At 49.1% G+C, this 23,193-nt stretch carries 15 protein-coding genes and 3 pseudogenes; 11 read left to right on the forward strand and 7 right to left on the reverse strand.

The window, feature by feature from the left end:
• Window positions 1–212 precede the first annotated feature (212 nt).
• The 4 genes from ACOJUO_RS02490 to ilvM all read left to right on the forward strand — a co-directional run bounded on the left by ACOJUO_RS02490 (window position 213) and on the right by ilvM (window position 3,888).
• On the forward strand, window positions 213–1,439 hold the full coding sequence (locus ACOJUO_RS02490) for a BamA/TamA family outer membrane protein (RefSeq protein ID WP_422138818.1): 1,227 nt from the start codon (window positions 213–215) through the stop codon (window positions 1,437–1,439).
• A gap of 334 nt (window positions 1,440–1,773) precedes the next feature.
• The gene (locus tag ACOJUO_RS02495) at window positions 1,774–1,980 is read left to right on the forward strand and encodes a hypothetical protein (protein ID WP_422138819.1); all 207 of its coding nucleotides are present in this window, start codon (window positions 1,774–1,776) and stop codon (window positions 1,978–1,980) included.
• Entirely contained in the window at window positions 1,967–3,613 is a 1,647-nt protein-coding gene (gene ilvG / locus ACOJUO_RS02500; protein ID WP_422138820.1) for an acetolactate synthase 2 catalytic subunit, read from the forward strand. Before ACOJUO_RS02495 ends, ilvG begins: the two co-directional genes overlap by 14 nt.
• Window positions 3,610–3,888: an acetolactate synthase 2 small subunit gene (gene ilvM, locus ACOJUO_RS02505; RefSeq protein WP_422135179.1), complete on the forward strand. Its 279-nt coding sequence runs from the start codon at window positions 3,610–3,612 to the stop codon at window positions 3,886–3,888. Before ilvG ends, ilvM begins: the two co-directional genes overlap by 4 nt.
• Window positions 3,889–3,896: 8 nt before the next feature.
• Here ilvM and ACOJUO_RS02510 read toward each other — a convergent pair whose 3' ends face one another.
• Complete coding sequence (locus ACOJUO_RS02510) at window positions 3,897–4,859, reverse strand: LysR family transcriptional regulator (protein ID WP_422135180.1); 963 nt, start codon at window positions 4,857–4,859, stop codon at window positions 3,897–3,899.
• Window positions 4,860–5,137: 278 nt separating this feature from the next.
• On the opposite strand from ACOJUO_RS02510, the gene ACOJUO_RS02515 reads away from it, so the two are divergent.
• Complete coding sequence (locus ACOJUO_RS02515) at window positions 5,138–5,596, forward strand: hypothetical protein (RefSeq protein WP_317145220.1); 459 nt, start codon at window positions 5,138–5,140, stop codon at window positions 5,594–5,596.
• Between the two features lie 151 nt (window positions 5,597–5,747).
• Here the strand turns inward: ACOJUO_RS02515 and ACOJUO_RS02520 are convergent, their stop codons facing one another.
• Together ACOJUO_RS02520 and ACOJUO_RS02525 are read right to left on the reverse strand one after the other, a co-directional pair.
• Window positions 5,748–6,554, reverse strand: a complete 807-nt coding sequence (locus ACOJUO_RS02520) for a PTS sugar transporter subunit IIA (protein ID WP_422135181.1) — start codon at window positions 6,552–6,554, stop codon at window positions 5,748–5,750.
• Window positions 6,555–6,718: 164 nt separating this feature from the next.
• Window positions 6,719–9,517: a hypothetical protein gene (locus tag ACOJUO_RS02525; RefSeq protein WP_422138821.1), complete on the reverse strand. Its 2,799-nt coding sequence runs from the start codon at window positions 9,515–9,517 to the stop codon at window positions 6,719–6,721.
• Between the two features lie 911 nt (window positions 9,518–10,428).
• On the opposite strand from ACOJUO_RS02525, the pseudogene ACOJUO_RS02530 reads away from it, so the two are divergent.
• The 3 pseudogenes from ACOJUO_RS02530 to ACOJUO_RS02540 form a co-directional block, all read left to right on the forward strand.
• A pseudogene (locus ACOJUO_RS02530) lies at window positions 10,429–11,052 on the forward strand (penicillin acylase family protein); the annotation flags it as partial.
• A gap of 68 nt (window positions 11,053–11,120) precedes the next feature.
• Window positions 11,121–12,161: pseudogene (locus ACOJUO_RS02535) on the forward strand (penicillin acylase family protein).
• A gap of 150 nt (window positions 12,162–12,311) precedes the next feature.
• Window positions 12,312–12,746: pseudogene (locus ACOJUO_RS02540) on the forward strand (penicillin acylase family protein); the annotation flags it as partial.
• 221 nt (window positions 12,747–12,967) lie between these two features.
• Here the strand turns inward: ACOJUO_RS02540 and ACOJUO_RS02545 are convergent.
• Entirely contained in the window at window positions 12,968–16,021 is a 3,054-nt protein-coding gene (locus ACOJUO_RS02545) for a hypothetical protein (RefSeq protein ID WP_422138822.1), read from the reverse strand.
• Window positions 16,022–16,208: 187 nt separating this feature from the next.
• Complete coding sequence (locus ACOJUO_RS02550; RefSeq protein WP_422138823.1) at window positions 16,209–16,853, reverse strand: WD40 repeat domain-containing protein; 645 nt, start codon at window positions 16,851–16,853, stop codon at window positions 16,209–16,211.
• A 281-nt stretch (window positions 16,854–17,134) separates the two neighbouring features.
• Here ACOJUO_RS02550 and ACOJUO_RS02555 point away from each other — a divergent pair, with 281 nt between their 5' ends.
• Window positions 17,135–18,262 (forward strand): linear amide C-N hydrolase, encoded by a 1,128-nt coding sequence (locus tag ACOJUO_RS02555; RefSeq protein WP_422135185.1) that lies wholly within the window; start codon window positions 17,135–17,137, stop codon window positions 18,260–18,262.
• Between the two features lie 111 nt (window positions 18,263–18,373).
• Here the strand turns inward: ACOJUO_RS02555 and ACOJUO_RS02560 are convergent, their stop codons facing one another.
• Window positions 18,374–19,048 (reverse strand): class I SAM-dependent methyltransferase, encoded by a 675-nt coding sequence (locus tag ACOJUO_RS02560; protein WP_422138824.1) that lies wholly within the window; start codon window positions 19,046–19,048, stop codon window positions 18,374–18,376.
• A 201-nt stretch (window positions 19,049–19,249) separates the two neighbouring features.
• Between ACOJUO_RS02560 and ACOJUO_RS02565 the strand changes: the two genes are divergently transcribed.
• Complete coding sequence (locus tag ACOJUO_RS02565; protein WP_422137034.1) at window positions 19,250–20,008, forward strand: SDR family oxidoreductase; 759 nt, start codon at window positions 19,250–19,252, stop codon at window positions 20,006–20,008.
• Window positions 20,009–20,419: 411 nt separating this feature from the next.
• On the opposite strand, the gene ACOJUO_RS02570 is transcribed toward ACOJUO_RS02565, so the two are convergent.
• A complete protein-coding gene (locus ACOJUO_RS02570; RefSeq protein WP_422135187.1) occupies window positions 20,420–20,635 on the reverse strand; it encodes a hypothetical protein in 216 nt (71 codons plus the stop codon).
• 441 nt (window positions 20,636–21,076) lie between these two features.
• Between ACOJUO_RS02570 and ACOJUO_RS02575 the strand changes: the two genes are divergently transcribed.
• Window positions 21,077–23,098 carry a protein-disulfide reductase DsbD family protein gene (locus ACOJUO_RS02575; protein WP_422138825.1) on the forward strand — a complete coding sequence of 674 codons (2,022 nt, stop codon included), beginning with the start codon at window positions 21,077–21,079 and terminating at the stop codon, window positions 23,096–23,098.
• The last annotated feature ends 95 nt before the right edge of the window (window positions 23,099–23,193 follow it).

The raw sequence follows: 23,193 nt of genomic DNA on the forward strand, positions 1-23,193 counted from the left end.
GTAACTAACTGTCAACTCAGATTTTTTTATCATACTGAGAGAGGGTCGACTGCATAATCCAAAGTTCAGCAGGTCAATAGGCACAACCTCTTATTCCAGAACGTTGGAACCAATTAGAAAATAGCGCATTACCTTAAGGATCTGCTGCACACACAATGCGCAACAATACCCAACGCGGACAAAAAACAAAGCTTGTTGGAGCTTCTTTACTCTTGACTGCCGGGCTTCAAAGCGCGTTTGCTGCGACGCCTGCAAGTGAAGAATTCGATTTTGCCGGAATCCCCTTCCTGTTCAGTTCTGAAGACTGGGGCACCGCCTTGGGTGGTGCCGGACTTATCAAAGGCATTGGACAACCACAGGCCTCTCTGTTCGGAACCGCCATTGCCTCCAGCAATGGTTCCGCGATGGCCTATGCCGGTCTTTATAATCTCATCATTCCCGGTTTTGATCAGATGCTGGTGAGTGTCAATGGGCTTTATGGTGATTACACACAGTCCAGATATTATTTGCCCGGCAATCCTGACTTTTCCGGAGAGCAACCAGGCAGCAATGAGTCGAGTAAGGAAAACTTCATAACCCCTGGCAGTATTGAACAAAGCTATTCAGCCCGTTTCAAATACATTTTTCCTATTGCAGAAGGTCGAAACGGTGCACTGTCCAGCCTGAAACAGGATGCACTGGGCAATGCCGCTGCGGGTAAAGTCTGGAACCCCCTGATATCCGGTATCAGCTCTTTCGACATTCAGCCTTTTTACGAAAGTGTGAAACTTGAAGACCACTCGACAGATTCTGCAGACGAAGCTGCCGGTATCAGGCTTACTCTGGATTATGACAATCGTAACGCCAGTCAATTGCCGACCCAGGGCAGTCAGACAACCTTCACCTACACCAGGGACTGGGGTAGCGAAAGCCGTGCCGACTGGACAACCTGGCAATTTGAGTTCAGCAAGTTTTTTAACCTGGGTAGCAATGACTATCTTGATCAGCAGGTCATCGCCTTGAATGCCTGGCTGGCTGATACGCCTACCTGGAACGACACTACCGATGTCAATGGCGTAGAGGAGTACAAGCGCCCCCCTTCTTTTGCCGGAGTCTCCCTGGGCGGCTGGGATAAGCTGAGAGGTTACAACACTGAGCGTTTTCATGGCCGATCAGCAGTGTCTTATAGTCTGGAGTACCGGGCAGTTCCTCTCTGGCAGCCACTTGAGAATCTAGCTGTCATCGGACCTCTGTACGATATTCCCTGGTGGCAATGGACCCTGTTTGTTGATGCCGGCCGCATTGCTGACGACTTCGACCTGAGAGAACTTCACACCGATATGAAATACAGCGTGGGCGGTGGTATCCGCTTCAAGGTGGAAGGTGTCACTGTAAGAACTGAAATCGCCAGCAGCAAAGAAGACAACCGGCTTCGCATCTTTATTAACCAGCCTTTCTGAGGATTTACCAGTGAGGACACTCTGCCTCACTGGCTCTGCCACCTTTCCGAGATTTTATTTTTTTCTGGCAGATGCTGACTGCGTGTGTTATACCTGACAGCACGTTAAATAACTTGATATGTATTTGTCAGCCATGAAAACCAACCCCATAAGCAACATCATTCTGCTACCAGTCGTGGTGATTATCGTCTCTGCGCGGGGGTCTGTTGGCTGACAGATCAGAGTTTCGAGGAACCCCCCGCACCGAAAGGTTCGGGGGGTTTTTTCGTATTTGGGGCCTAAAAACCCGGCAAGTATAAACAAGATAAAAACTCCAAACAGAGAGGATAGAACCATGCTAAACGTAAACAACAAACTGATTCTTGCTATTCTGAGTCTGGCCGCTGCGGCAGTACTCAGCCTTCCTGAACTGCTGCTGATTATCCTCCCTGTTGCCGTATTTTTCTTTGCGCAGCAATGGTTTGAGTTGAACACTGGCAAGCCTGTTCGCATCAAGTCTGAAGTTCATCCCGGGCGAGGTCAACCCCATGAACGGCGCTAATGTACTGGTAAGAAATCTTACCCAACGCGGAGTCCGGCATGTTTTCGGTTATCCCGGTGGCACAATTATGCCAGTGTATGATGCCCTTCTGGATTCCAATATTGAGCACCTTCTTTGCAGACATGAACAGGGAGCCGCTTTCGCTGCTATTGGCTATGCCAGAGCCAGTGGCAAAACCGGAGTCTGTATTGCTACTTCCGGTCCTGGCGCAACCAACCTGATCACCGCTTTATCTGACGCCATGCTGGACTCCATCCCCCTGGTAGCCATTACAGGCCAGGTGCCTGTTGCCATGATGGGAACGGATGCCTTCCAGGAAATCGATATTCTGGGTATGACACTGGGTTGCACCAAGCACAGCTTTCTGGTGACAGACCCGAATGATATCTGCGAAACCCTGAACAAAGCTTTCGATCTGGCTCAATCTGGCCGCCCGGGTCCTGTTCTGGTTGACCTGCCAAAAGATATTCAGCAAGCAGAAGCTCACTATGCACCACCGCTCAACGTGATAGAAGAGAGAGCTGCCGAAAGTTATGACAAGATTGATACAGCCCTCTCATTGCTCTGCAAGAGCAACAAGCCTCTTGCTTATATCGGTGGTGGAGCAGGCATGGCTGATGCGGTAAACGAACTCAGAACATTCCTGACAGAAACCTGTCTTCCCAGTGTTTGTACTTTGAAAGGTATCGGAGCGGTTTGTCCTGAGGATCAGGGCTACCTTGGTATGCTAGGTATGCATGGAACCCGGGCTGCCAATCTGGCAGTGCAGGAATGCGACTTGCTGATAGCCATCGGAGCCCGCTTTGATGACCGGGTCACAGGCAGGCTTGAGAGCTTTGCACCCGATGCGAAAGTCATCCATCTCGATATTGACCCGGCAGAATTTGGTAAGCGTCGCCTGGCTGATGTCAGCCTCGGTGGTTGCTTAAAGAAGAATCTCAAAAGCCTGACCATCGCCTTAGAAAAGGGTGACTGGTTACAACACTGTATAGCCAGCCGCGCTGCCAGCCAGTGGGTTTATGACAAACCCGGTAAGGATATCTTTGCGCCTCTGCTTCTGAAACAGTTATCTGAAGCCTCCCGCGAGAATTCTGTCATCAGTTGTGATGTGGGTCAGCACCAGATGTGGGTAGCCCAGCACATGAGCTTCTCTCATCCTAACAACCATCTCTCCAGTGCCGGGCTTGGCACCATGGGCTTTGGTCTGCCGGCAGCGATAGGCGCGGCCATTTCAAGACCGGAAGACGATGTGATACTGGTTTCCGGAGATGGCTCTTTCATGATGAATGTGCAGGAGCTGGCTTCGATCAAAAGAAAACAGCTCCCCATCAAAATTGTCTTACTCGACAACCAGCGGCTGGGCATGGTGAAGCAATGGCAGGAACTCTTCTTTGACCAGCGCTACAGTGAAACTGACCTTTCGGACAATCCTGATTTTGTTACGCTGGCCAATGCATTTGGCATTGAAGGCAGAATGATTACCGAACGACATGAAGTGCTCCCGGCCCTGGAAGAAATGCTTCTGGCTCCGGGACCAAGAATGCTTCATGTCTGTATTGATGAGCGAGAAAACGTCTGGCCCCTGGTGCCACCCGGCGCCGCCAACCACGAAATGATGGAGGCAAGAGCATGAGCGATTCCAAAACCCACTACTCTCTGACCATCCAGTGTCATAAAAAACCAGAGGTGATGGAGAGACTCCTGCGGGTAATCAGACACCGGGGATTTGATCTCGAGAGCCTATCCATGAGCAGCTCCGAGTGTGGGAAAATGGTTTCTGCTGCACTTGATGTCTCCGGTGAGCGACCTGTTGAGATGCTCACCCGTCAGATAGAAAAGCTATATGATGTTCTTCAGGTGTGCCAGCCCCCGACAACGGAAGCAATCGCCCGGGAAAGTATCATTTGAGAACAGGGTCAGGAAAGGCGTGCACCTGGCCTTTTCCGACTTTCTTCTGACTCATTGGCAAACATATACAGCTCTTTGCTCCGGATATGTTCCAGCAATGCATCACTGATGAACTCCCTCATCCAACGATGCGCCCTGTTCATCTCCCAATACTCTGGCCAGACAATATCGAAGCTGACTTCCGGGATAATTTTTGGGCAATCACGGATCACATAGCCTGACAGATCGTCCAGGAACATGGACAGTGAAGCCGGAGCCATGAGCACACAGTCTGTTCCCTTGATTAACGCCAGACTGATCGAAAGACCGGGTGACCAGGTTTTCACCTGCACCTTGCTCAGGAAATGGTTGATCTCGCTCTGTTGATGCAGATTGATATTGTCCCGTTGTACCACAAAGGAAAAAGACTTCAGAGCCTCTTCTGAAAAAGACTCATGGGCCAAGGGATGGTTTTCACAGAGAATCAGGCACATCCGATCTTTCATCAGTGAAAAGCTGGATAATCCTTCTTCCCGAACGCCCATATAACCAATGGACAGATCCAACTTTCCGGCTGCAACATCAACAGCGGGATTGATGGCTTGCAATTCAAAGGTCAGCCCGGGTGCCACCGCCCATATTTTTTGCAGTACTTCTGGCAGAATTCGCTCCAGCACCGTGTGCCCCGAAGCAATCCGGAAATGTCGCTGGGTAGTCGCAATATAAAATTGCTGGTTTTCAAAAATACTGCTCGCTTCCGTGACCACTCTGTTCACATCTTCATGCAGTGACGTAGCTTTCTCGGACAAAAAAATCCGATTGCCTTTTCTCACCAGAATCGGATCATTCAATGCTTCCCGCAACTGGGCCAGAGTTCGACTCATGGCAGACTGGGTAACACACATCATCTGCGCTGCTTTGGAAACACTCTGGGTGTCCAGCAGGGCTTTCAGGCCGGGCAGCAGGTTCAGGTTCAGTCTGGAAAGGTTCATAAATACAGCAGAAGGATTGATAGAAAATAAAAGTATGGCCAAACAGCCCTACATTACGAATAAAAAAAACCTTTCAGAAAACCTTTCATGAAAGCTATGGTGGCCAAATGTATCACCTTAAATCAACTGTTAGAAGATCTACTTGATGCCTTTAGGTAACACCCGAAATTCGTAAAAGTACAAATACTTATTTAACCTTTCATTTGATCCGCAATCAGGTACACTGGAATTGTGCACTCGTTTACAGGCATTACTGAAAGCGCAGTTAAGGAGGGTCCATGAACCATAACAAGTACAAAGAACTGCAGGATCTGGTAGACAACTACCTGGACTCGGGGTTATCAGCCAGAGAGTATGTTGAAGCCTGTGTGGATGCAGGCGATATCAGCGCTGCAGAAGCCCTGAAGTTGCTGTCTGTTCTCAGGGAAGCTCAATCTGTTACCTTCAAGTTGGCCGAAGTCGCGGACTATGAGAACCCCGGACTTCAAATGACACTTATGCGCAAGGGAGAGGAGTATGAACATGATAATCCTCTCTTTAATATCACTTTTGATGAAAGCCTCGATCCTGACAGGGAGGAAGTGATCGATCTATTGCAGAGCTTTGCCAAGGATCTGGCAGTGCTGGCAACCCGTGGGGAGCTGAACGAAGCCGAAGCAGTGGACTCTATTGATGAGAGCCCTGAAGAGTGGCTCGATCACCCGAACATAATGCCCGCCAGTGAAACCCGTCATTAACCGGATACTTTATGTTCATCACTGAGGTAGATGAAACTAACAACTTCCTGGAGGCCTGAGCTCCAGATAGAATTTGCAAAAGCGCCCGTTCAAGGGCGCTTTTTACTTTGGGAGCCTTTCGGACTGAACTCAAAAGCGCGCCAGACCCAGATCAAAAAAAACTCTTCTGAAACAACTGATCAAGACGCTTTAACGCATCAAATGCGTGAAGACCAGAAAGTCTGATACCCAGAGTCTCACCACAGACCAGCTCAAGACCCAACAGTTTGACCAGGCTTCTTCCATTGACATAGTCACCATTCTTACTGACATTGCGGACATAAACACGGGCATCATAGTGCGTCAGGGCAGCAATAAAGGCACTGCCGCACCGGGCATGTAAACCATTAATGTTGTGGATAAGATACTCTCTGGTCAGTTCATTGCTTTTCGTGCATGTACGACTGACCCAGCCTCTCTCACAGGTTTCCTTCTGGCTCTGGTTCAAGTAAGCCTTTTGCCATTCACTGAGACTGCCCAGCCCCGGTAATGGTTTGCCCTCAAGTGCATCGACAATAATTTCAGGCTCACGGGTGCGGGCCAGATAATGACAGAGAGGACGATTGTCCAGAACCCTGGTCAGACCACCCAGAATCCTGAGGTGTTCATGGCAGTGGGCAGCTATGCCAAAGGCCAGAAAAACAGGTTGATTCACTCCCCATTCAACACCTTCAGGAAACTGAATGACAACCACGCCCGTCTTCTTAATGGCGCGGCGAAGTTCTGGCATGCCATGAGGTATAGCGATACCGTTATCCAGAAATGTGGAAGCAAGGCTCTCCCGGGCGTGGATACCCGGAAGGTAGTCGGCTGAAACCAAACCGGTTTCCAGCATTTTTTTGCCAGCTAACTGTAAAGCCTCCTGCTTGCTATCAGCCTCCTGCTGCAAAAAGATCTGTCTTTTTTCGAGTTTTAACATCAGTGAAAGAACCGCGCTAAACCGTCCCAGCCAACATACTATAGCCGAAACACAAGAGGGCATTATAGCCAGTTATCCTTCCGGTCAGAGTTTTTATAGTTAACGCCTCTACAACGGTAGACCGGGTCGGGACAGAATTCACTGTCGAGGTACAAATCCTGACGTCAGGCTGAGTCAACTCTCAGCAACTGCAGGCCCGCCTGCCCTTCAACCTGATGGGTGTTAATTGCTAACTGGCCTCTGGCCATTGCGCGTTTTAACCAGAAATTGGCCAGCCAGGGACCCAGTAGAGGTACTCTGGCACCACGAACCTTAATGAAGGGTTGCCTGAACTGAACAATATCCTCTTTCAGGGGAGCCTGAACAGACAGAGCCAGGTCAGATCCCACCAGCCAGCTAAACAGCAAAGGCAGCTTCCCAAGCACCTTGAGGGCAGGTACTTTCAGAGCAAAACTCACTTGCGGTGTATCCCCCTTGACCGCTAATTTCACCTGACTGACCTCTGGACAATGGCTAAGATCACCCAAATAAATTTCTGTCCCTGGCAGTGCTGCTTTTTCAGGGTTTTCCTGAAGCGTGTTGAATGCTGGCTCCTTACGTTCGGGCTCAGGTTCAGATTCAGGTTCTGACTTTATATTGCTATGACTCACGGAACTTTCGGATAGAGGAGCCAGTATCTCTTCGGGTATTTGAGAAGGCAACCCGGTGCTGATGTCAGCCTTTTCATTGATTACAGGAGTCACTTCAATCTCTTTGGGAAAGGATGGCGGTATCTCATGGGTCGACAGTTCTTTCTGTTCGTCCGGAGCAGAAAGCGGTTCCGGTTCACCCAGCAAGCCCAGGCAAAGCAGGTTCATGACCTGATTGGACGACTGAGGATTCATACCCATTTTTTCCTGGAACAGCTGATCCAATTTACTGACCTCATGCGGCTTCCCCATCAGATCAGAGATAGCAAGGGCCACCCACTCCTTATCTGCAACCGGGCGCTCTCTGGCTTCGACACGAACATCTCCGGCAGCCAGACAGGCCACGCTGCCCAGGTCGACAGAAAGGTAACTGCCGATACCAAGAGGATTATGGGTACCAATGGAGCTGTAATGTTCAGAGGTACAAGCCTGATACTGTTTCCATAGCCGTTCCAGTTTCCGAAACTCAAGAGGAAAGTCCAGTTGCAGTAATTGGTGAACAATCTCTCCCATTGGCGGATTCACTTTCAGAGAGACATCTTTCAGGCTGACGGGAAACGCTTGACGGGTACCTGACACTTCGTTGACCAGCCCCAGGTTCAGGACGACATCGGGCATTTTGATTTCAAGCACACCCTCCTCACCCAGACGGAATCCGGAAAACTTCAGAGAGGCGGACGATAACTCGCCATGGGCTGTGTCTGTAAAGTCGATGCGCTGCTCACCAAAACCCATGGATGCAGAGGTAGAAGGGTCTGATGCCTGCTTTTTGGCAAGTCCTCTTAAGGTATGAAAGAGCTTCAGGGCATTTTGGTAAGAATGGATGGATTGGCCAGCATTGGCTTCGCGATACATCATAGCCGCAGTCCGCTGTTTCTGCTTCGACAACTCTTCTTGCCTCTGCTTAAGCAATTTCCGGGCGCGTTGCAGATCTTTCCGGCAAGAGGCCAACATGACCTGGCAAGCCTTTTTCGCCTTGCTTTCCTTCATCCCTGGAAGATCTTCTTCGAGTATCTTTACCGTCTTTTCTCTTGACTGATACAGACCGACCGTAGCATTGGCTTTTACGGCAAAGCCATCTTCCCGCTCTCTGGACTTTTTAAGACTGTCAGCACCCAGCTCTTTTTTCCAGGTCGTCACCATCGGAGCAAATAATCGGATGAGCGCTTCTCCCATCGCTTCCATGAACAGGTCTGACTTCACCCCTCTCTCTTCCGTTTCCAAGCCATCAAACGAGCATTGAATAACATCACCCAGATGCCTTTTTGCATCCGATCCTGATGTCTCTGCATAGAGAGCTCCAAAGGCCTCAGAGCATTTTTTGTAGGCGCTGAAAGTCTCTGTCTTTCTACAGGTCAACAAGTGGTTCAATGGCTCGGCAAGGGGTTCGCCAATGCAAACACGACAGCTCCCCTTCGTTTTGATGGGGCCAACCGCTTTATCTTCTTCCAGGGAAAAGCAATCGGCAGAGATTTCGGGTACTTCCAGCTCCAGCTGCCCCTTCTCAAAACAGAAACGACTGGTATTAAGGACCAGATTTTTAACCTGAAAGTCATAACGGTCAGGATCGGTCACTTTCACATCACCCAAACACATTTCAAACACCTTTCCCCGATGCTTGTCCTTCTTGTTTCTTTTAAAAACATCTTTCATTAGCGCAAGGGCTTGGATACCGGTTGAAATATTCTCTTGCAGCACCTTCATACTCTGCTCAAGTTTTCTTTTACTGACTGGCAGCGACTGCTCATAAGAACGCACCTGTTCAGCGGATCTTGTTAAATAAGCCTTTTTGAGAACCAGCTGTGCCTTTATGCTCAGTTGCTTTTTAACCAGAATACTGTAGTGATCAATCTGCTCAGGCGTCAGAACCTTGATACTTTTGCGTAGCCTTTGCAGTGACTCCTCAGCAAGCTTCAGACTGTGCTCCAAGTCTTCGATATCCCGCTTAAATGACTCCTGATTCTCAAGCTCATAATTGATTAAATTGCGAAACTCTTTCTGAGTAGCACCGGCAACCGATGAAATCGCAGAGCTGAAAAAAGAGATAAAACTGGACGACAGTGAACTGAGCGCACGGGTCAACAGGCCGGGTTTAACCGGGACTGTCTCTATCCCCCTTTCAGCCAGTGATCGGAAAGGTTGATATTCTGAACGAGACAGGATCTGTTTGCGGGTTGTCTCTTCCTTGCGAACCCCCTGAACCTCATTATCCAAGTCCGAAGACGGAGGCAGATGCAGGGGCTTTCTGCCGGTTACTTTATTGCCTAATTTCATTACCTTTTATTAACCATTTCCCTGGTAGACGAGTGTCTGAAACACTGGTTTAATACGCCTGCAACGTTAGTGTAACAATTTAAAAAGCCTGACATGCACAGACTCAGCTCAACGACCGATTGCGGCGGGTCTGCATGTTTTCGCTAACGTGTTAGCGTGGTTGCACATCGCCAAAAGTGATGCAGCAAGATGTAAAAATAACAAGAGACAATAATAATAATATGCAATTTCACAAACTTAAGTTGGCTATTGGAGTTGCGCTAGCAGCCTGTCGGACTTAAGCGTCCGTAGCGAGGATTGCAAGAAATTGAGGATAAAAATCTCTGTTTCTGAGGAGAATAGCGAGCTATTTGACGAAGAAACAGAGATTTTTAGACCAATTTATTGCAACCGCACGACTGCATGGATGCAGGAGCTAGAGCAACGCAGGAGCAGTTGCCGCGTAGGACAGTCTTAAGTCCGACAGGCTGCTAGGAGCCTGACCGAGAATAGACTACCCTACTGCGGCGGCAGCAAATTGGTCTGAAAATCCGCTTTTGTTCGTCAAATAGCTCGCTATTCTCCTCACAAAACCGAATTTTCATCCTCAATTTTCTGCCGTCCTCGCTACGGGCGCTATTCTCGGTCAGGCTCCTAGGAGGCTGACCGAGAATAGACTGCCCTACTGCGGCGGCAGCAAATTGGTCTGAAAATCCGCTTTTGTTCGTCAAATAGCTCGCTATTCTCCTCACAAAACCGAATTTTCATCCTCAATTTTCTGCCGTCCTCGCTACGGGCGCTATTCTCGGTCAGCCTCCTAGGCACGTTATTGGCTGGCTGCGGAGGTGGCTCAAATGATGAAGATGTCTTTGAGCCAGTATCAACACTAGTGGCGTTCGCGCCAGTGGGGGAAACTACAAGCCACAGTCAGACGCACCACATACGGGGTGCCTCATATTCGGGCCGATAACCTTGAGAGCCTGGCGTACGGTAGTGGTTATGTGCAGGCACAAGACAACCTGTGTATTTTGGCCGACGGATTCGTGAAGGCAAATTCCCAACGCTCACAATATTTTGGCCCCCACACGTTAGATTTCACAAACGGTGTACCACTTGCGGAAGACAACGCCAACATTATTTCTGACTTTGCCTACAAGGCCATGAGAATCCGCGAGCTTGCCGAACAAAAGCTACCGCAAATGAGTGATAACGCAAAAGCCTTGATAAGCGGTTTTGTTGAAGGCTACAACCAATACGTGCAAGAGGTGAACCAGGGCGATGACCCAGACGCAGAGCCGTTTTGTGCCGGGCACCCCTGGCTGCAACCTATCACAGATGTGGACTACCTCACTTATTTATTCTCCGTCACAGCGCTACCAGGGGCCGCTAACTTCCTGGATTTAATTTTCTATGCCAACCCTGGCGATGGCGATGAATACTTACCGCGTCCGGCGAGCACCAGCTCAAGCGTGACGGCTTTTAACCAGAGCTTAAAGCAGCAGTTAGCAACCAGTATGGCGCAGATCACCACACCTGAGCCTGACGCCCGCTGTTAGAGGCACCGCCAGGATCGGCCCCTTTTGGCTGGGACGATGGCAAAGCCTTTATGATCCAGGATGTGAATATGGGCAACACAGACCCTATTGATCACTGGCTGGCGATGAACCGCGCTACCAATTTAAAAGAGTTCCAACAAACCTTTGTCGATTATGATGGCTTGATTTTTAACAACACCATGTATGCCGACAAAGAGGGCAACGCTCTTTATATTGATGACTCTGCAGTCCCCGGGCTTTCTGAGGCGGCAGTGGCGACACTGCGCACCTCACCAGAGTTAAATGCCCTGCGTGAACAGGCGGGCTTTACCGTACTGCCAGGTGATAACTCATTCTTTGCCTTTGATGGTCCAACGCCCTACGAGCGCTCACCCAAGTTGCTGCGCAGTGATTTTGTGCAAAACTCTAATGACTCACATTGGTCAACTAACCTTGCCCAGCCACTGGAAAATTTCTCACCTATGTAAGGGGAAGAGCGTGGTCAACTTCGGTTACGTACCCGAATGGGACTTAAGCTTATGGAGGATGCTGCCGGTAGTGATGGCAAGTTTAACCTTGATGAACTGTCGAACATGCTGACAAACAACCGCGCTTATTTACCAGAACTCGTGCTGCCTGAACTGCTGGCTCAATGTGATGCTCAGGGTGATACCCCGGTTACAATCTCTGCAGGCTTGTCGGTAGACATTCGCCCGGCGTGCAGCGCTCTGGCGAATTGGAACGGTGCACAAAACAACGACAGTATTGGCGGTGCGCTAATCCGGGAATTTGCCCATGAGTTTGACCAGAGCACTATGTTTACTGTGCCGTTTGATCCAGCTAATGCGGCAACAACACCTAACACTCTGGCAACCGATGGCAGTGTGCTGGTTGCGCTTGCCAAAGCCAGTGCCAATCTGGGCCAGGCGGGTTTTGCACCTGATGAGGTACTTGCTGACACTCCCCGCCCTATTGGGCGAGGGTTCTTGATCGCTCAAGAACGTTTCTGTTTCATAGTTCGTTGCTCAGGGAATAGGCTTGGTTATCGCATAAAAGTTCCACAGTGGGAGCTTTTACGATGGCGAATCAACCCATGCTCCCCAAGTCTCACACAAACTCCGCAGACTTAACGTTCCGTCTGCCCGACGGTAGGTCTACAAGAGACAGGACAAAAGGTAGCAGTTTACCTACAAACACTCAACCGGAACGTTCTACGCGTTCCCGCCTTATATCCCCGCCCGCATTGAGCGAGGCTTTACGGCGAAACTGGTAAGGTTCAGTTTGTTGAGCGCTCCCTGCCAAATGGATCGCCATCGGGGCTGAGATTTCCCTGGCCCGGTTCTCATAACCAGGAAGGCGGCTTCAACGTGTTCTCAACCAGTTTAACGGGTGATGACACCATTATTCCGCAGCACACCTATCCGGGGATTACAGATGTCGTCAGTGGTGACACCTTACCTTCCGGGTTAACCGCCGAGGGATATCCTATTCGTAATGGCTCAAGCTGGATGTATGTGGTGAGCTTTACGGATTCCGGCCCGAAGGCTAAAGGCATATTAACCTACTCACAAACGAACAATATGTTGCGCCCTGAGTATAAAGATCAAACTGAGCTTTACTCATCAGGCCAGGGGCTCAGACCTCTCCTTTATACTGAAGATGAGATTGCCTTGGGCTTGGTATCGACATTGGAGTTAAACACCCAAAAGCAGTGAGGCTTAACTGCACCTGCCAAAAACGCTCAAGGCTGGCTTGAGCGTTTTTTGTTGGCCTAATGTCTGTTCAGTTATACGACCAACCCATCTCAGTTGTCTGGTGCGACACTCTGAGGAATGCCTTCACTTGATTTTCACTCACCCATTCTACAAACCAGTTAGTCAGGTTTGCCATATATCCCAGCGCTTTCTGCTCTGCCCCGCGATCCGGACTCCCGGCATCAGACAGGCCTAACCCGAGACTTTTGAACAAGATTCAAACGCTTCTGCTGCTCAACACGGTCCAGCTCCAGCTGATACTGCTGCTTCCTGAGCCTGCGATTAACCAGAGAAGTCGCCAACCAGACAGCCGGGTTTAAGGAAGTTCGCTTCTTCAATTGAACAAAAGGTGACTGCAGTTGCAATTCTGAACTTTTTCGGTCAATCGGCAGAGTTACCTTTACAGCCACCTCTTTTTTGCCGAGGAAAAAGCCCATCCACCAGGACAGCTTTTTCATCAAACTCCGAGGAGCAATACGCATTTCAAAATCAGCGACTCTTTTTCCTTTTTCTGTCCGGAACCTTGGATTAATCACTCCGATGCACTCGTCCAGGTCTTTGAACTTTAAACCTTCTGGTGGTTTTTCTACGGCTGGTTTAACTGAGGCCCGGGACAGGGGCCGATTGGTCGCTGCGTTTGCCACTTCGGACGGCTTGACTTCTTCGGGTAACGATGAAGAGGATGGAGTAACTGCCTGGGTTTTTCGAGAATTCACCAGGATTGACTCAAGCCTTTCCGGCTCAGCGACGGAAGCATCCACCGTTACATTCCGGGGAGACTCAGGATTTACCGCCGCTGTGCCTGTTGAAGTGTTTAAGACAGGTTCAGACTCTGAGATCTCAGCATTCGGGGTTGTATTCTCTTGTGGCTCTGTCTCTGAAACAGGGGTCGCCACTTCCGAACTCTGAGTGACCTCTTGCTCCGGCAGTGGGGAAGTCCGCAGTATTGGTAGCTCTTGTCCAGAGAATGGCAAGACCAGATGTTCCAGTTTTTCAGGTGCAAAAACAGCACTGTCAGCAAAAACACCTTCCTCACAAAGCTTCCAGACTTTCTGCTGAGACTCTTTGGTTAAACCTGCCGATGCCAGTGCTGACGCCATAGCCTCGGCATCAACATTTGCCGAGAGAAGTTCTCCGGTTTTCTCGACAAACGTCTGCCTGTGCTGCTGATACGGGCTGGCTTCCTCTCCTGAGAAAGCCACCTCTCCCTCGCGGGTCAGGCAGGCAACCTTCCCCAGATCAATCTCTAAATAATCGGAGGTTTTAGTCCCACCCGAGTGCTTCTTTTTCTCCACCTCCCTGTAAATGGGCAGAACGACTTTTTTCAGCGTTTTGGAGTCCACTGGAAACTTCAGCTGCAACAGTTCCTTCACCAGAGGTCCAAAGGGTGGCTGAATTTTGATCGATGCACCTCTAACGATGACCGGTACCGACTTTTTCTCTCCCGTCACTTCATTCTGAAGAGTGATATGGCTGGCCATTTCCGGAATAGTCAGCTCCGCGGCACCGGATGGACTGAAAGAAAAATCAGACGCGTTGACCTTAAGCTGGCTCAATTCAACAGAACTGGTATCCGATACGGGAATCTTCATTCCCGGAATAGCAATATGCTTTTGTCTGCCTGTCTGGCTGCCATTAGCCACAGCTGCCAGCCCGTAGACCAGATCGATCATCCCCCGGTTCATATCAAATGACGAGTCAATATTCTTTGATCGTTGTTGCTGTACGCTTCTTAACTGTTTGCTGTGGGTTAACTCACGGATTTTGACTTCTCTCAGTTCCGCTACCTCTTTCAGAGCTTTGGTCGCTTGAAGACTCAACTGTTGACAGTGGTCTTTTGTTTCACCCCCAGGCAGGCTTTCTATATCTTTCAGCAGTTGATGAAGATCGTCTTTGCGCTCTTTTTCTTCTTTATCCAAACTTTCGCAAACCGCTTCCAACCCTTTAAGCTTCCATTGCTTCTCAAGATCCAGTGCAACAAGAGGAAGTTCGGGGCTTCCCGACGTGAACGGGATCATCAAATCAAGCAGCGAATGAGCAAACGAAGCGTCTTGCAGCGCCAGGGTTTGTCCATCTTTTTTTTCTAACTGAAGGCTTTTAATCGACACTTCCGCCATATCAGCCACATCAGCAGGCTTCAGCACTTTGCTCATGGCATTAATATGTATGGGAGCTTTCGCGATGTTCTCGGTCAACACCTTGTGCAAGTGTTTACTGGCCGGTGGCTTCAGTTTGATACTGATTCCTCCGGACAAAGTCATTGGCTCAACCTCGCCACTGGCTCCCATTGACGATAAGTCTGCCCTGATATCGGCAATATCCAGCACCAGCTCTTGCGTGGGAGACATATAACACTGCTCAATAAAGACACCGATGTTTTGTACCTTCAGCTCAGCACCTGAGGACAGTGTGGTCGATAGATTCCCCAGGTCGAGGTGATAAACCTTGCCAGCAGCCAGCTCTTTTTCGGACTTTCCAAAGACCTGTTGAAGCCCATGTATCAGTTTAAGTCCGGGACCCATTTGCTTTTCGATCAACGTCAGGAAGTCCTGTGTCTCTTTCCTGATCGTCGTATCCCAAACTTTCAGGAGAGGCTTCGTCTCCTCTATCTCATTTAAGTTTCGCTCTAGCCTGCTCAGCTGAGCTCTTAATTCAAAAAGCCTTTTTTGGAGTTTTGAAAATTTATCCTGCTTTTTAGTTTCCAGACGGGGAAGCTTTTTTCTCAATCCCTTCAGCTCAGTCTGAATGGATTTCATCTCATACTGTAATTTCTTCAGTTTCTTTTTGTTCTCGTTGGCAAACTGTTCATTTCTCTTTAAATTATCATCGGCCCTGTTGCCAGTCTTACCGACTCCGGCTCGGATAAACTTCATCGCTAACTTGGAAAATCCTGTCAGGAGGGTGGCCCAGAAGCCTCCCTCCACATTCTCAATGACAACATCCCGTTTGTGGATAGGCACATATTGGAGGTGCAGACCTGCTTCCCCCTGCAATAGCGAGTCGGTGGTTTCGTCAACAGAGACATCCCGAGGCCCCATTTTAGCCTTGTATGGTTGAGTAGAAGGTATCGATTGATTTTGAACTGTTTGCTGCCTGCCCCCCGGGCCATTAACAGGTAGATTGGAGCCACCAGTTGTCATATCATCATCCATGCTCAGAGAGTTTTTTTTTATATCGCCACTTTGCCACTGAGCTTGAAACAGACCATCTCGCCACGACTTTGATGAATTAGCCATGACCCACCAACAGAGTCTCTGGAGCACAAACAGTTAAGAGCAGGTAATTGCGGCAGGTTCTGGGAGTTTGTCAGTGGCGTCAAAGTACCAGAGTACATCACTGCCCACTCGGCGGGTTGCGTTAATTAAGGTGAGTTGTCAAGAACTGTTGCCTGACACCATGAGTGAGCGCAGGCAATCAATCATTTCACTTCAGCTCAGTGACTTGCCTCGTTCCATTCTCACTCCTGGTCACCAGGCGGAAGCCATCGTCGATGAAGTCTACGAAATTGACCGGCCCATCATGTTGAACGGTGGTTTTTTCTACCCATGATCCGTCGACCATCTTGTCACAGACTTTTACCGTGTGATCGTCACTGGCAGTCACCATATGCATTTCATCAGCGCTGAAGGTTGCTAATGTGATCGGCCCGTCATGGGAAATGGCAGTTTTGGTTACCCATGCTCCGTCGGCCCCCAGGTCATGAATTCCCGCCATGTGATCGTCGCTGACAGTGACCACATGGAGCTTATCGCCGCTTAAGGTGGCTGAGTTGATATGACCTTTTGAGGCAATGCTAGCCTCTTTTGCAAATGACCCATCGGCCTTCCGATTGTAGATATTCGCTATGCCATCGGTATTGATGGTCACCACACGGCGGTCACTGGCCCTGTCACCTTGAAGCTGGGAGCCTGCCTGTTGTAAACCTTGATGACTTAAAAGTTCACCCTGGTCAGCTTTAGTAATAACCCATCCGAAACCAGCACCTGTTTGTTTGCTCTGTGGCTGAACAGGTTTTGTCAAGTCTGAGGCTGAAGCCCCACCAGCGGCGGGTGTATTTACGTTATTCATATAAAGTTCCTTTCATTAAGTTAATTTTATCCTTGATTGCAAGGATATTGATTTGAAGATCATCCAACATTGATGTCCTTCGGTAACTCAGAGTTGCCTTCAGGATAAAAGTTCATAACATTGATGTAAGCGCAACTAACAAGAAGACAGGACGCTGATGATCTGCTTAAAAAACGTGAGTTCGACGCAAAAAAAAGACAAGGAAACCCCTTTGATTAAACTATCTTTTATAAGACGCTATACTTCCATCGCGCCTTACTCGCCACAAAGAGCGCTTTTTTATGAACACTACTTCATTAAAAGTATCGGTCATCGCAGCCTTTCTTCTCAGCGCCATGGCTCTTGCCGCCGTTGTTCAGATCCCAATCGCTCTGGCCTGTACGGGCATTACACTGGTTTCAGAGGACGATGCGGTCATCCAGGCTCGCACTGAAGAGTGGGGATCCTTTGATCTGGAATCAAAAATTATGGTGATACCACGAGACACCGCCTTCACGGGTCTCACGCCTGATGGCAAACCGGGCTTAAAGTGGAAAGCCAAATACGGTGTTGTCGGCATCAATGGCCTGAATAAACCAGCGCTTATTGATGGAATGAACGAAAAAGGGTTAGCCGTTTCAGTGCTTTACTTGCCAGGCACTGCCGAGTTTCCACCCTATGACCCGGCCAAAGCAGCAAACACAATTGGCCCTCAAGACATCAGCAACTGGGTACTTTCTACCCAGTCGACAATAAAAGATATAAAGCAAAATCTTCCAAAAATAGATGTAGCCCCCGTCAAGGAAAAAGGCTTAGGCAATATCGTGCCTCCGATCCATTTCATGATCACAGATCGCTCAGGAGCATCAATCGTGGTGGAGTACACCCATGGCGGCCAGCTGAATATTTATGACAACCCCGTCGGCGTGTTAACTAACAATCCTGAATTTCCCTGGCATCTGCAAAACCTGAAAAACTACATCGGCCTTACCGCTAAAGCCAAACCAGACATTAAAGTAGGCGATCTGGAGTTAACGCCACACGGTGCTGGTTCGGGCATGATTGGCCTGCCTGGCGATTACTCACCCGTATCTCGATTTGTTCGCGCAGCGGCACTTCGAAACACAGCACGCCCCGTCGAAAATGGCTATGCCGCCGCAATGGAATCACTGCGCATCCTGAACAACTTTGATATTCCTTCTGGTGCAGTATTCGCCAGAGATGAACTCCCCAAAGACGACACACTGGGCTCCACTCAGTGGACGACGGCTATGGATACCAAAGACCTGAAATACTATTACAAAACCATGTTTAACAGCCGTATTCGGGAGATTGATTTCGCATCGGTAGACTTTGATAAACCCGGGATTCGTTATCGCGATTTAGATCTGAAAAAACAGCAGGATTTGAAGGTCGTCGATATTAAATAGTCCCTGTGACACAGGAATCATCAACCCCCGTCTGGCCAGTGAGTATTTTCATTGAGCTATAATTCTGTTTCTGCACTTACTGACTACTGACTACTGACTACTGGCTACTGGCTACTGGCTACTGGCTACAAAACGAGCGACACAACCGGTCACCTGAATGTCCACATCGGTGAATCTTGAGCGCAATTCCTGCTCCAACCCATCCAGATAATCTTTCTGATTGCTGAAGATCCCTTTTCGGTTATAAAGGCCCATAAGAGCTTTTGCCACCAGAGTACGAGGTACATTAAGAATGGTGGAGCCAAACAGTTTTCCCCCTTCATTCAGCAAGGGCTTAACGTGATCGAACACGACAGCTTTGCTATGGATGCTGCCTGGCAGGCAGTGCAGTAAATAGTTCATGCTGATAGAGTTGAAGGCATTGACCGGCAAGGAGGTAAATGGTTTGAAAACGTTATGCACCAGGGTAATGGGTTGATAACGGTTTACTCGCTGCCCGGCATACTCAAGTGTGTTTACGTTCAGGTCTACCAATGTCAACGATGGATGATCGGTTGGGAACTGGCAGCGGTCAGGGAAATAACCGGTGCCAACCCCTATATCCAGATGCTGGTCGCTGACGTGCTGATTAAACCAGTCCAGGATTATAGGTGTCGGACACTGCCAGATAAAACGGTTGGAAATGCCCAGCACGGCAATATCATAGATATTGAGAACCCGCTTTGAATAAACGGCCTGACCCCTGTGAACTTGTTCTTCCGTTATCTTACCGCCTGGTAAAGTCATAGTAGAGTACCCCACCGAAGGAAAACAGTGAGTAACAGTAATGCCCAACAATCTGACTCTGTCCGCATTCGAAATGCATATTTTCATGCGCAGGAAGTCAGTCAGCAGCCTCACTGAGACTAAAAAAATAATAGCTCTGAGAATCTGACATAATAAGGAAAGAGAAAAGACCCACTCTGACCAGGAGTCCCCCCCTTGAGCTTGAAAACTGTGTTTATCACCGGAGCCACTTCCGGTTTTGGTGAAGCCTGTGCCCGTCGTTTTGCCAGTGAACAAGGCTGGCAGCTGGTAATTACCGGCAGAAGAAAGGAACGTCTGGAAGCACTGGCCAGAGAACTCTCGGCATCCTGTCCTGTTCACTGCCTTGTTTTTGATATAAGAGATGAAGATGCCATTCAGGATGCGCTGAGCAGCCTCCCGGAAGCTTTTTCAGACATTCATACTCTGATCAACAATGCTGGCCTGGCTCTGGGCACTAAACCGGCTGACCAGTGTGATACACGACAGTGGATAAACATGATCGACACCAACATTAAAGGACTGGTTCTGATCACTCATGCTCTTTTACCGGCCCTGAAGAAAAACAACAGTGGCAGTATTATTAACCTGGGATCAGTTGCCGGTAATTATCCTTACCCTGGTGGCAATGTTTATGGCGGCACCAAAGCATTTGTAAAACAGTTTTCCCTGAATCTTCGTTCTGACCTTCTGGGGAATGGCATCAGAGTGACCAATATCGAACCCGGAATGGCTGAAACTGAATTTTCACTCGTGCGTTTCGAGGGTGATCAATCAAAAGCCGATGCAGTGTATAAAGGTATGAAGCCTCTTTCAGCAGAAGATATCGCAGAGAGCATCTACTGGGTCGCAAGCAGACCAGCCCATGTCAATATTAACGCCATGGAAATCATGCCCGTTCAGCAGGCTTTTGCAGCTTTTGATGTGGATCGCAATCAATGATATCTCTGTCTGGAGCTTGCTCTCAGCAGGCTCCTGCTTTAAACACACGCTCTCAAAAAACAACTGTTGAAGCAGGTTATACACAAAATTTTGTAGCCTTATAAACAACAATTAACGTATAAATACGGCTTTCAAAAGGCCCAACATATTCAAGAGACTCTCGTCTGATTATTTTTCAACCAATGCATAAACGCCTTGTAATTTCAGGCACCTCATGAGTTATCCACAAGTAATTCAGTGTGTTAATCAGTTATTTTGTTGAAAACACACCTCAACCCTTTCTACCATTGAGTGCCAGCTACACACCGACCCCAGCGAATGGGTGCATTTCTCCAAACAGCCAACCGGACTCAAAAAATTGACCGCAACGGAGTATTTCTGACTACTGGATACATTGTCAGCCTCCCAAAGCTAAAGAGGGTGCTGCAAAACTCCAACAGCTCGTTCCCATGCTCTGAGGTCGTCATTCCCGCGAAGGCGGGAATCCAGCGCCAACTGTGGATCTCTGCCTTCTCGGGGATGACAAGGCCAGGGGGGCACCGGGCAATATGGTTCTGGTGGTGAGTCAGTGTGGATTCCCGCCTTCGCGGGAATGACGAGAATGAAGCCGGGAATGACAGGAGTCAACTCGTTCCCATGCTGGAGTGAGTTTTGCGACAGCCTCAGAGCGTGGGAACGGGTTGAAAATATCAAAGAAAAATCATTTTTCCTGAATCCAGGTACTGAAGTCCAGCGTATCATTCACAGGATCAATAGAGAACGGTCACTGACCGGCCACATTTACCCTGACAATGTTTTTTCAGGCAAAGTTTCGCCAATGTCGAGATAGACTCATGCTTTTTTGCACTTTGCAGTCTTTGACAATAATCGACTTTTTAAGGTCTGCCTGAATTTATCGGGATATACATGAAGATACGATCACTTAATCTGCATTCTCAGATAAGCTGCACTGCAACAGTTTCAAAAAACAGCAGACAGAATACCCTGCTAGTGCTATTCAGCTTATGTCTGGTATTCCTTCTTTTATCGCTCAATCGACCTGCACATGCTCTTTCAACTGAATGGTTAGTGAACCCTCAGCAGCCTGAGGCCAGGGTCAGGCTACACTTTTCTGGTGAAGCAGACCCGACCACCCGTCAACTTTATGCGGCACTGGAAGTCCAATTATCAGGTGACTGGAAGACTTACTGGCGATCACCCGGTGAGGCTGGTATTCCACCTGAAATCGACTGGCGTATAGAACAGCCACAAGGCAGCAGTAATATAGAAACGGTTGAGTGGCTCTGGCCCGCTCCAGAGCGTATAGAAATGCTGGGACTGCATACCCTTGGCTATAAAAATGGTACGGTTTTTCCTCTTCTGATTCAGGTTAAAGATTTGAATCAGCCGGTCTCCATCGATGCCAGACTGAGGTTGTCTTCCTGCACCACGGTATGCGTACTGACAGATTACGAGATTCAACTGGATTTCACACCCTCTGATCTGAAAGCAGACCCGCAAGCGTCATTCCTGATTGATAAAGCCCTTTCCCGGGTTCCGACGACTATGCAGGACTCAGGGCTGAGCGTGGAATCTGTTGTATGGAACAAGGAAAACAACAAGGTTGTTGCCACTGCCCACTCTGAGACTGGCTGGGAAAAGGCCGTTGACGTCATCATCGATGGTCAGGAAGAGATTACCTTCGGACTGCCGGAATTTACCATTGAGGGCAACCAGCTTCAGGCCGTCATGAATGCATCAAGCTGGCTGGGTGAATACAACCTGTCAGATGAACCTGTCACCGTTACCCTTCTTAATGGCGACAATGGCCTTGAAAAAACCCTGTCCGTCAAGGAAGTCGCTGCCAGTTCACTGCCAGCAGACACCCGTTCAGCAAGCCTGATGGTGTTACTGGGTCTGGCACTTCTGGGCGGCCTTATCCTCAACCTGATGCCCTGCGTTCTGCCCGTCCTCGGTATGAAGCTTTCTTCCGTACTCCATGCTTCAGGCCAGGAAGCCAAAGTCACCCGCAAGCAGTTTCTTAGCTCTGCGGCAGGCATTGTTTTCTCCTTCTGGTTACTGGCGACGTTTCTCTGGATACTCAAGCTGACCGGCAACAGTATTGGTTGGGGCATCCAGTTTCAAAGCCCCTGGTTTATCGGTTTCATGGTGGCGGTAACTGCCCTTTTTGCTGCCAACCTGATAGGCCTGTTTGAAATCCATCTGCCCTCATTCCTGTCGACCAGGCTGGCTACAGCAGGTGATAACAGTACAGCAGGCCACTTTGTTCAGGGTATGTTCGCAACGCTTCTGGCAACGCCCTGTTCAGCGCCATTTCTGGGAACCGCCGTCGCCTTTGCCCTGTCCACCAACAGCTTCAACCTGTTTGCCATATTCACGGCTTTGGGCATAGGTCTTGCCCTTCCGTATCTGCTGATTGCAGCCAGACCCTCTCTTTTGAAGTGGATGCCAAAACCCGGTCAGTGGATGATCAACCTTCGTCGTTTACTGGCACTGATGCTGCTGGTGACTTCGTTGTGGCTAACCAGCCTGCTTCAGGCATTCCTGCCAGTCTATCTGCTTCTGATGATTGCCCTGATTCCTACCGTACTGGTCCTGCATCGCCTGTTGATCAGCTTGATGCCTCAAGCTGGAAAAAGACTATTGCTACTGCCCTCACTGTTCCTGTCAATGGCGATAGTGCTCTTCGGAGCCTGGTCGACAGGTTTGTTCACTGCGGAACAATCGACATCAGACAATCTGATCTGGAACCCCCTGAATGAGCAGGAAATTGCCAGCTCGGTGGCTGAAGGCAAAGTCGTCTTTGTCGATGTCACAGCTGACTGGTGTATCACTTGTAAAGCAAACAAGATCAGGGTCATCGACAGGGATCCAACCAACAGTCGCCTGCAAAAAAACTCTATGATAACTATGAAAGGAGACTGGACCCGGCCTTCAGAAGAAATTAATGCCTACCTTCAGAAGAACGGGCGATTTGGTGTACCTTTCAATATCGTCTATGGTCCGGGTGCTCCTGAAGGAATACCACTGCCGGTTATTCTCGACCATGACAGTGTTGCAGCGGCTATTGAGAAGGCATCGTCCAGGTAAACCCGGGAAATCAGCCCGAAAAGCTTCTCATAGAATCATAATGGAATGCTTTTTCGCTGTTTACCGACCAACCTGAGCCCTGAAGTTTCACCAAC

The sequence above is a fragment of the Endozoicomonas sp. ALC020 genome (genome assembly GCF_049275935.1).
GTDB lineage: Bacteria > Pseudomonadota > Gammaproteobacteria > Pseudomonadales > Endozoicomonadaceae > Endozoicomonas_A.

Bases quoted from the DNA above. Each gene is read 5' to 3' on its own strand.
- ACOJUO_RS02545 (WP_422138822.1), bottom strand. From the start codon at position 16,021: ATGGCTAATTCATCAAAGTCGTGGCGAGATGGTCTGTTTCAAGCTCAG.
- ACOJUO_RS02560 (WP_422138824.1), bottom strand. From the start codon at position 19,048: ATGACTTTACCAGGCGGTAAGATAACGGAAGAACAAGTTCACAGGGGT.
- ilvG (WP_422138820.1), top strand. From the start codon at position 1,967: ATGAACGGCGCTAATGTACTGGTAAGAAATCTTACCCAACGCGGAGTC.
- ACOJUO_RS02520 (WP_422135181.1), bottom strand. From the start codon at position 6,554: ATGTTAAAACTCGAAAAAAGACAGATCTTTTTGCAGCAGGAGGCTGAT.
- ACOJUO_RS02515 (WP_317145220.1), top strand. From the start codon at position 5,138: ATGAACCATAACAAGTACAAAGAACTGCAGGATCTGGTAGACAACTAC.
- ACOJUO_RS02510 (WP_422135180.1), bottom strand. From the start codon at position 4,859: ATGAACCTTTCCAGACTGAACCTGAACCTGCTGCCCGGCCTGAAAGCC.
- ACOJUO_RS02555 (WP_422135185.1), top strand. From the start codon at position 17,135: ATGAACACTACTTCATTAAAAGTATCGGTCATCGCAGCCTTTCTTCTC.
- ACOJUO_RS02525 (WP_422138821.1), bottom strand. From the start codon at position 9,517: ATGAAATTAGGCAATAAAGTAACCGGCAGAAAGCCCCTGCATCTGCCT.
- ilvM (WP_422135179.1), top strand. From the start codon at position 3,610: ATGAGCGATTCCAAAACCCACTACTCTCTGACCATCCAGTGTCATAAA.
- ACOJUO_RS02495 (WP_422138819.1), top strand. From the start codon at position 1,774: ATGCTAAACGTAAACAACAAACTGATTCTTGCTATTCTGAGTCTGGCC.
- ACOJUO_RS02550 (WP_422138823.1), bottom strand. From the start codon at position 16,853: ATGAATAACGTAAATACACCCGCCGCTGGTGGGGCTTCAGCCTCAGAC.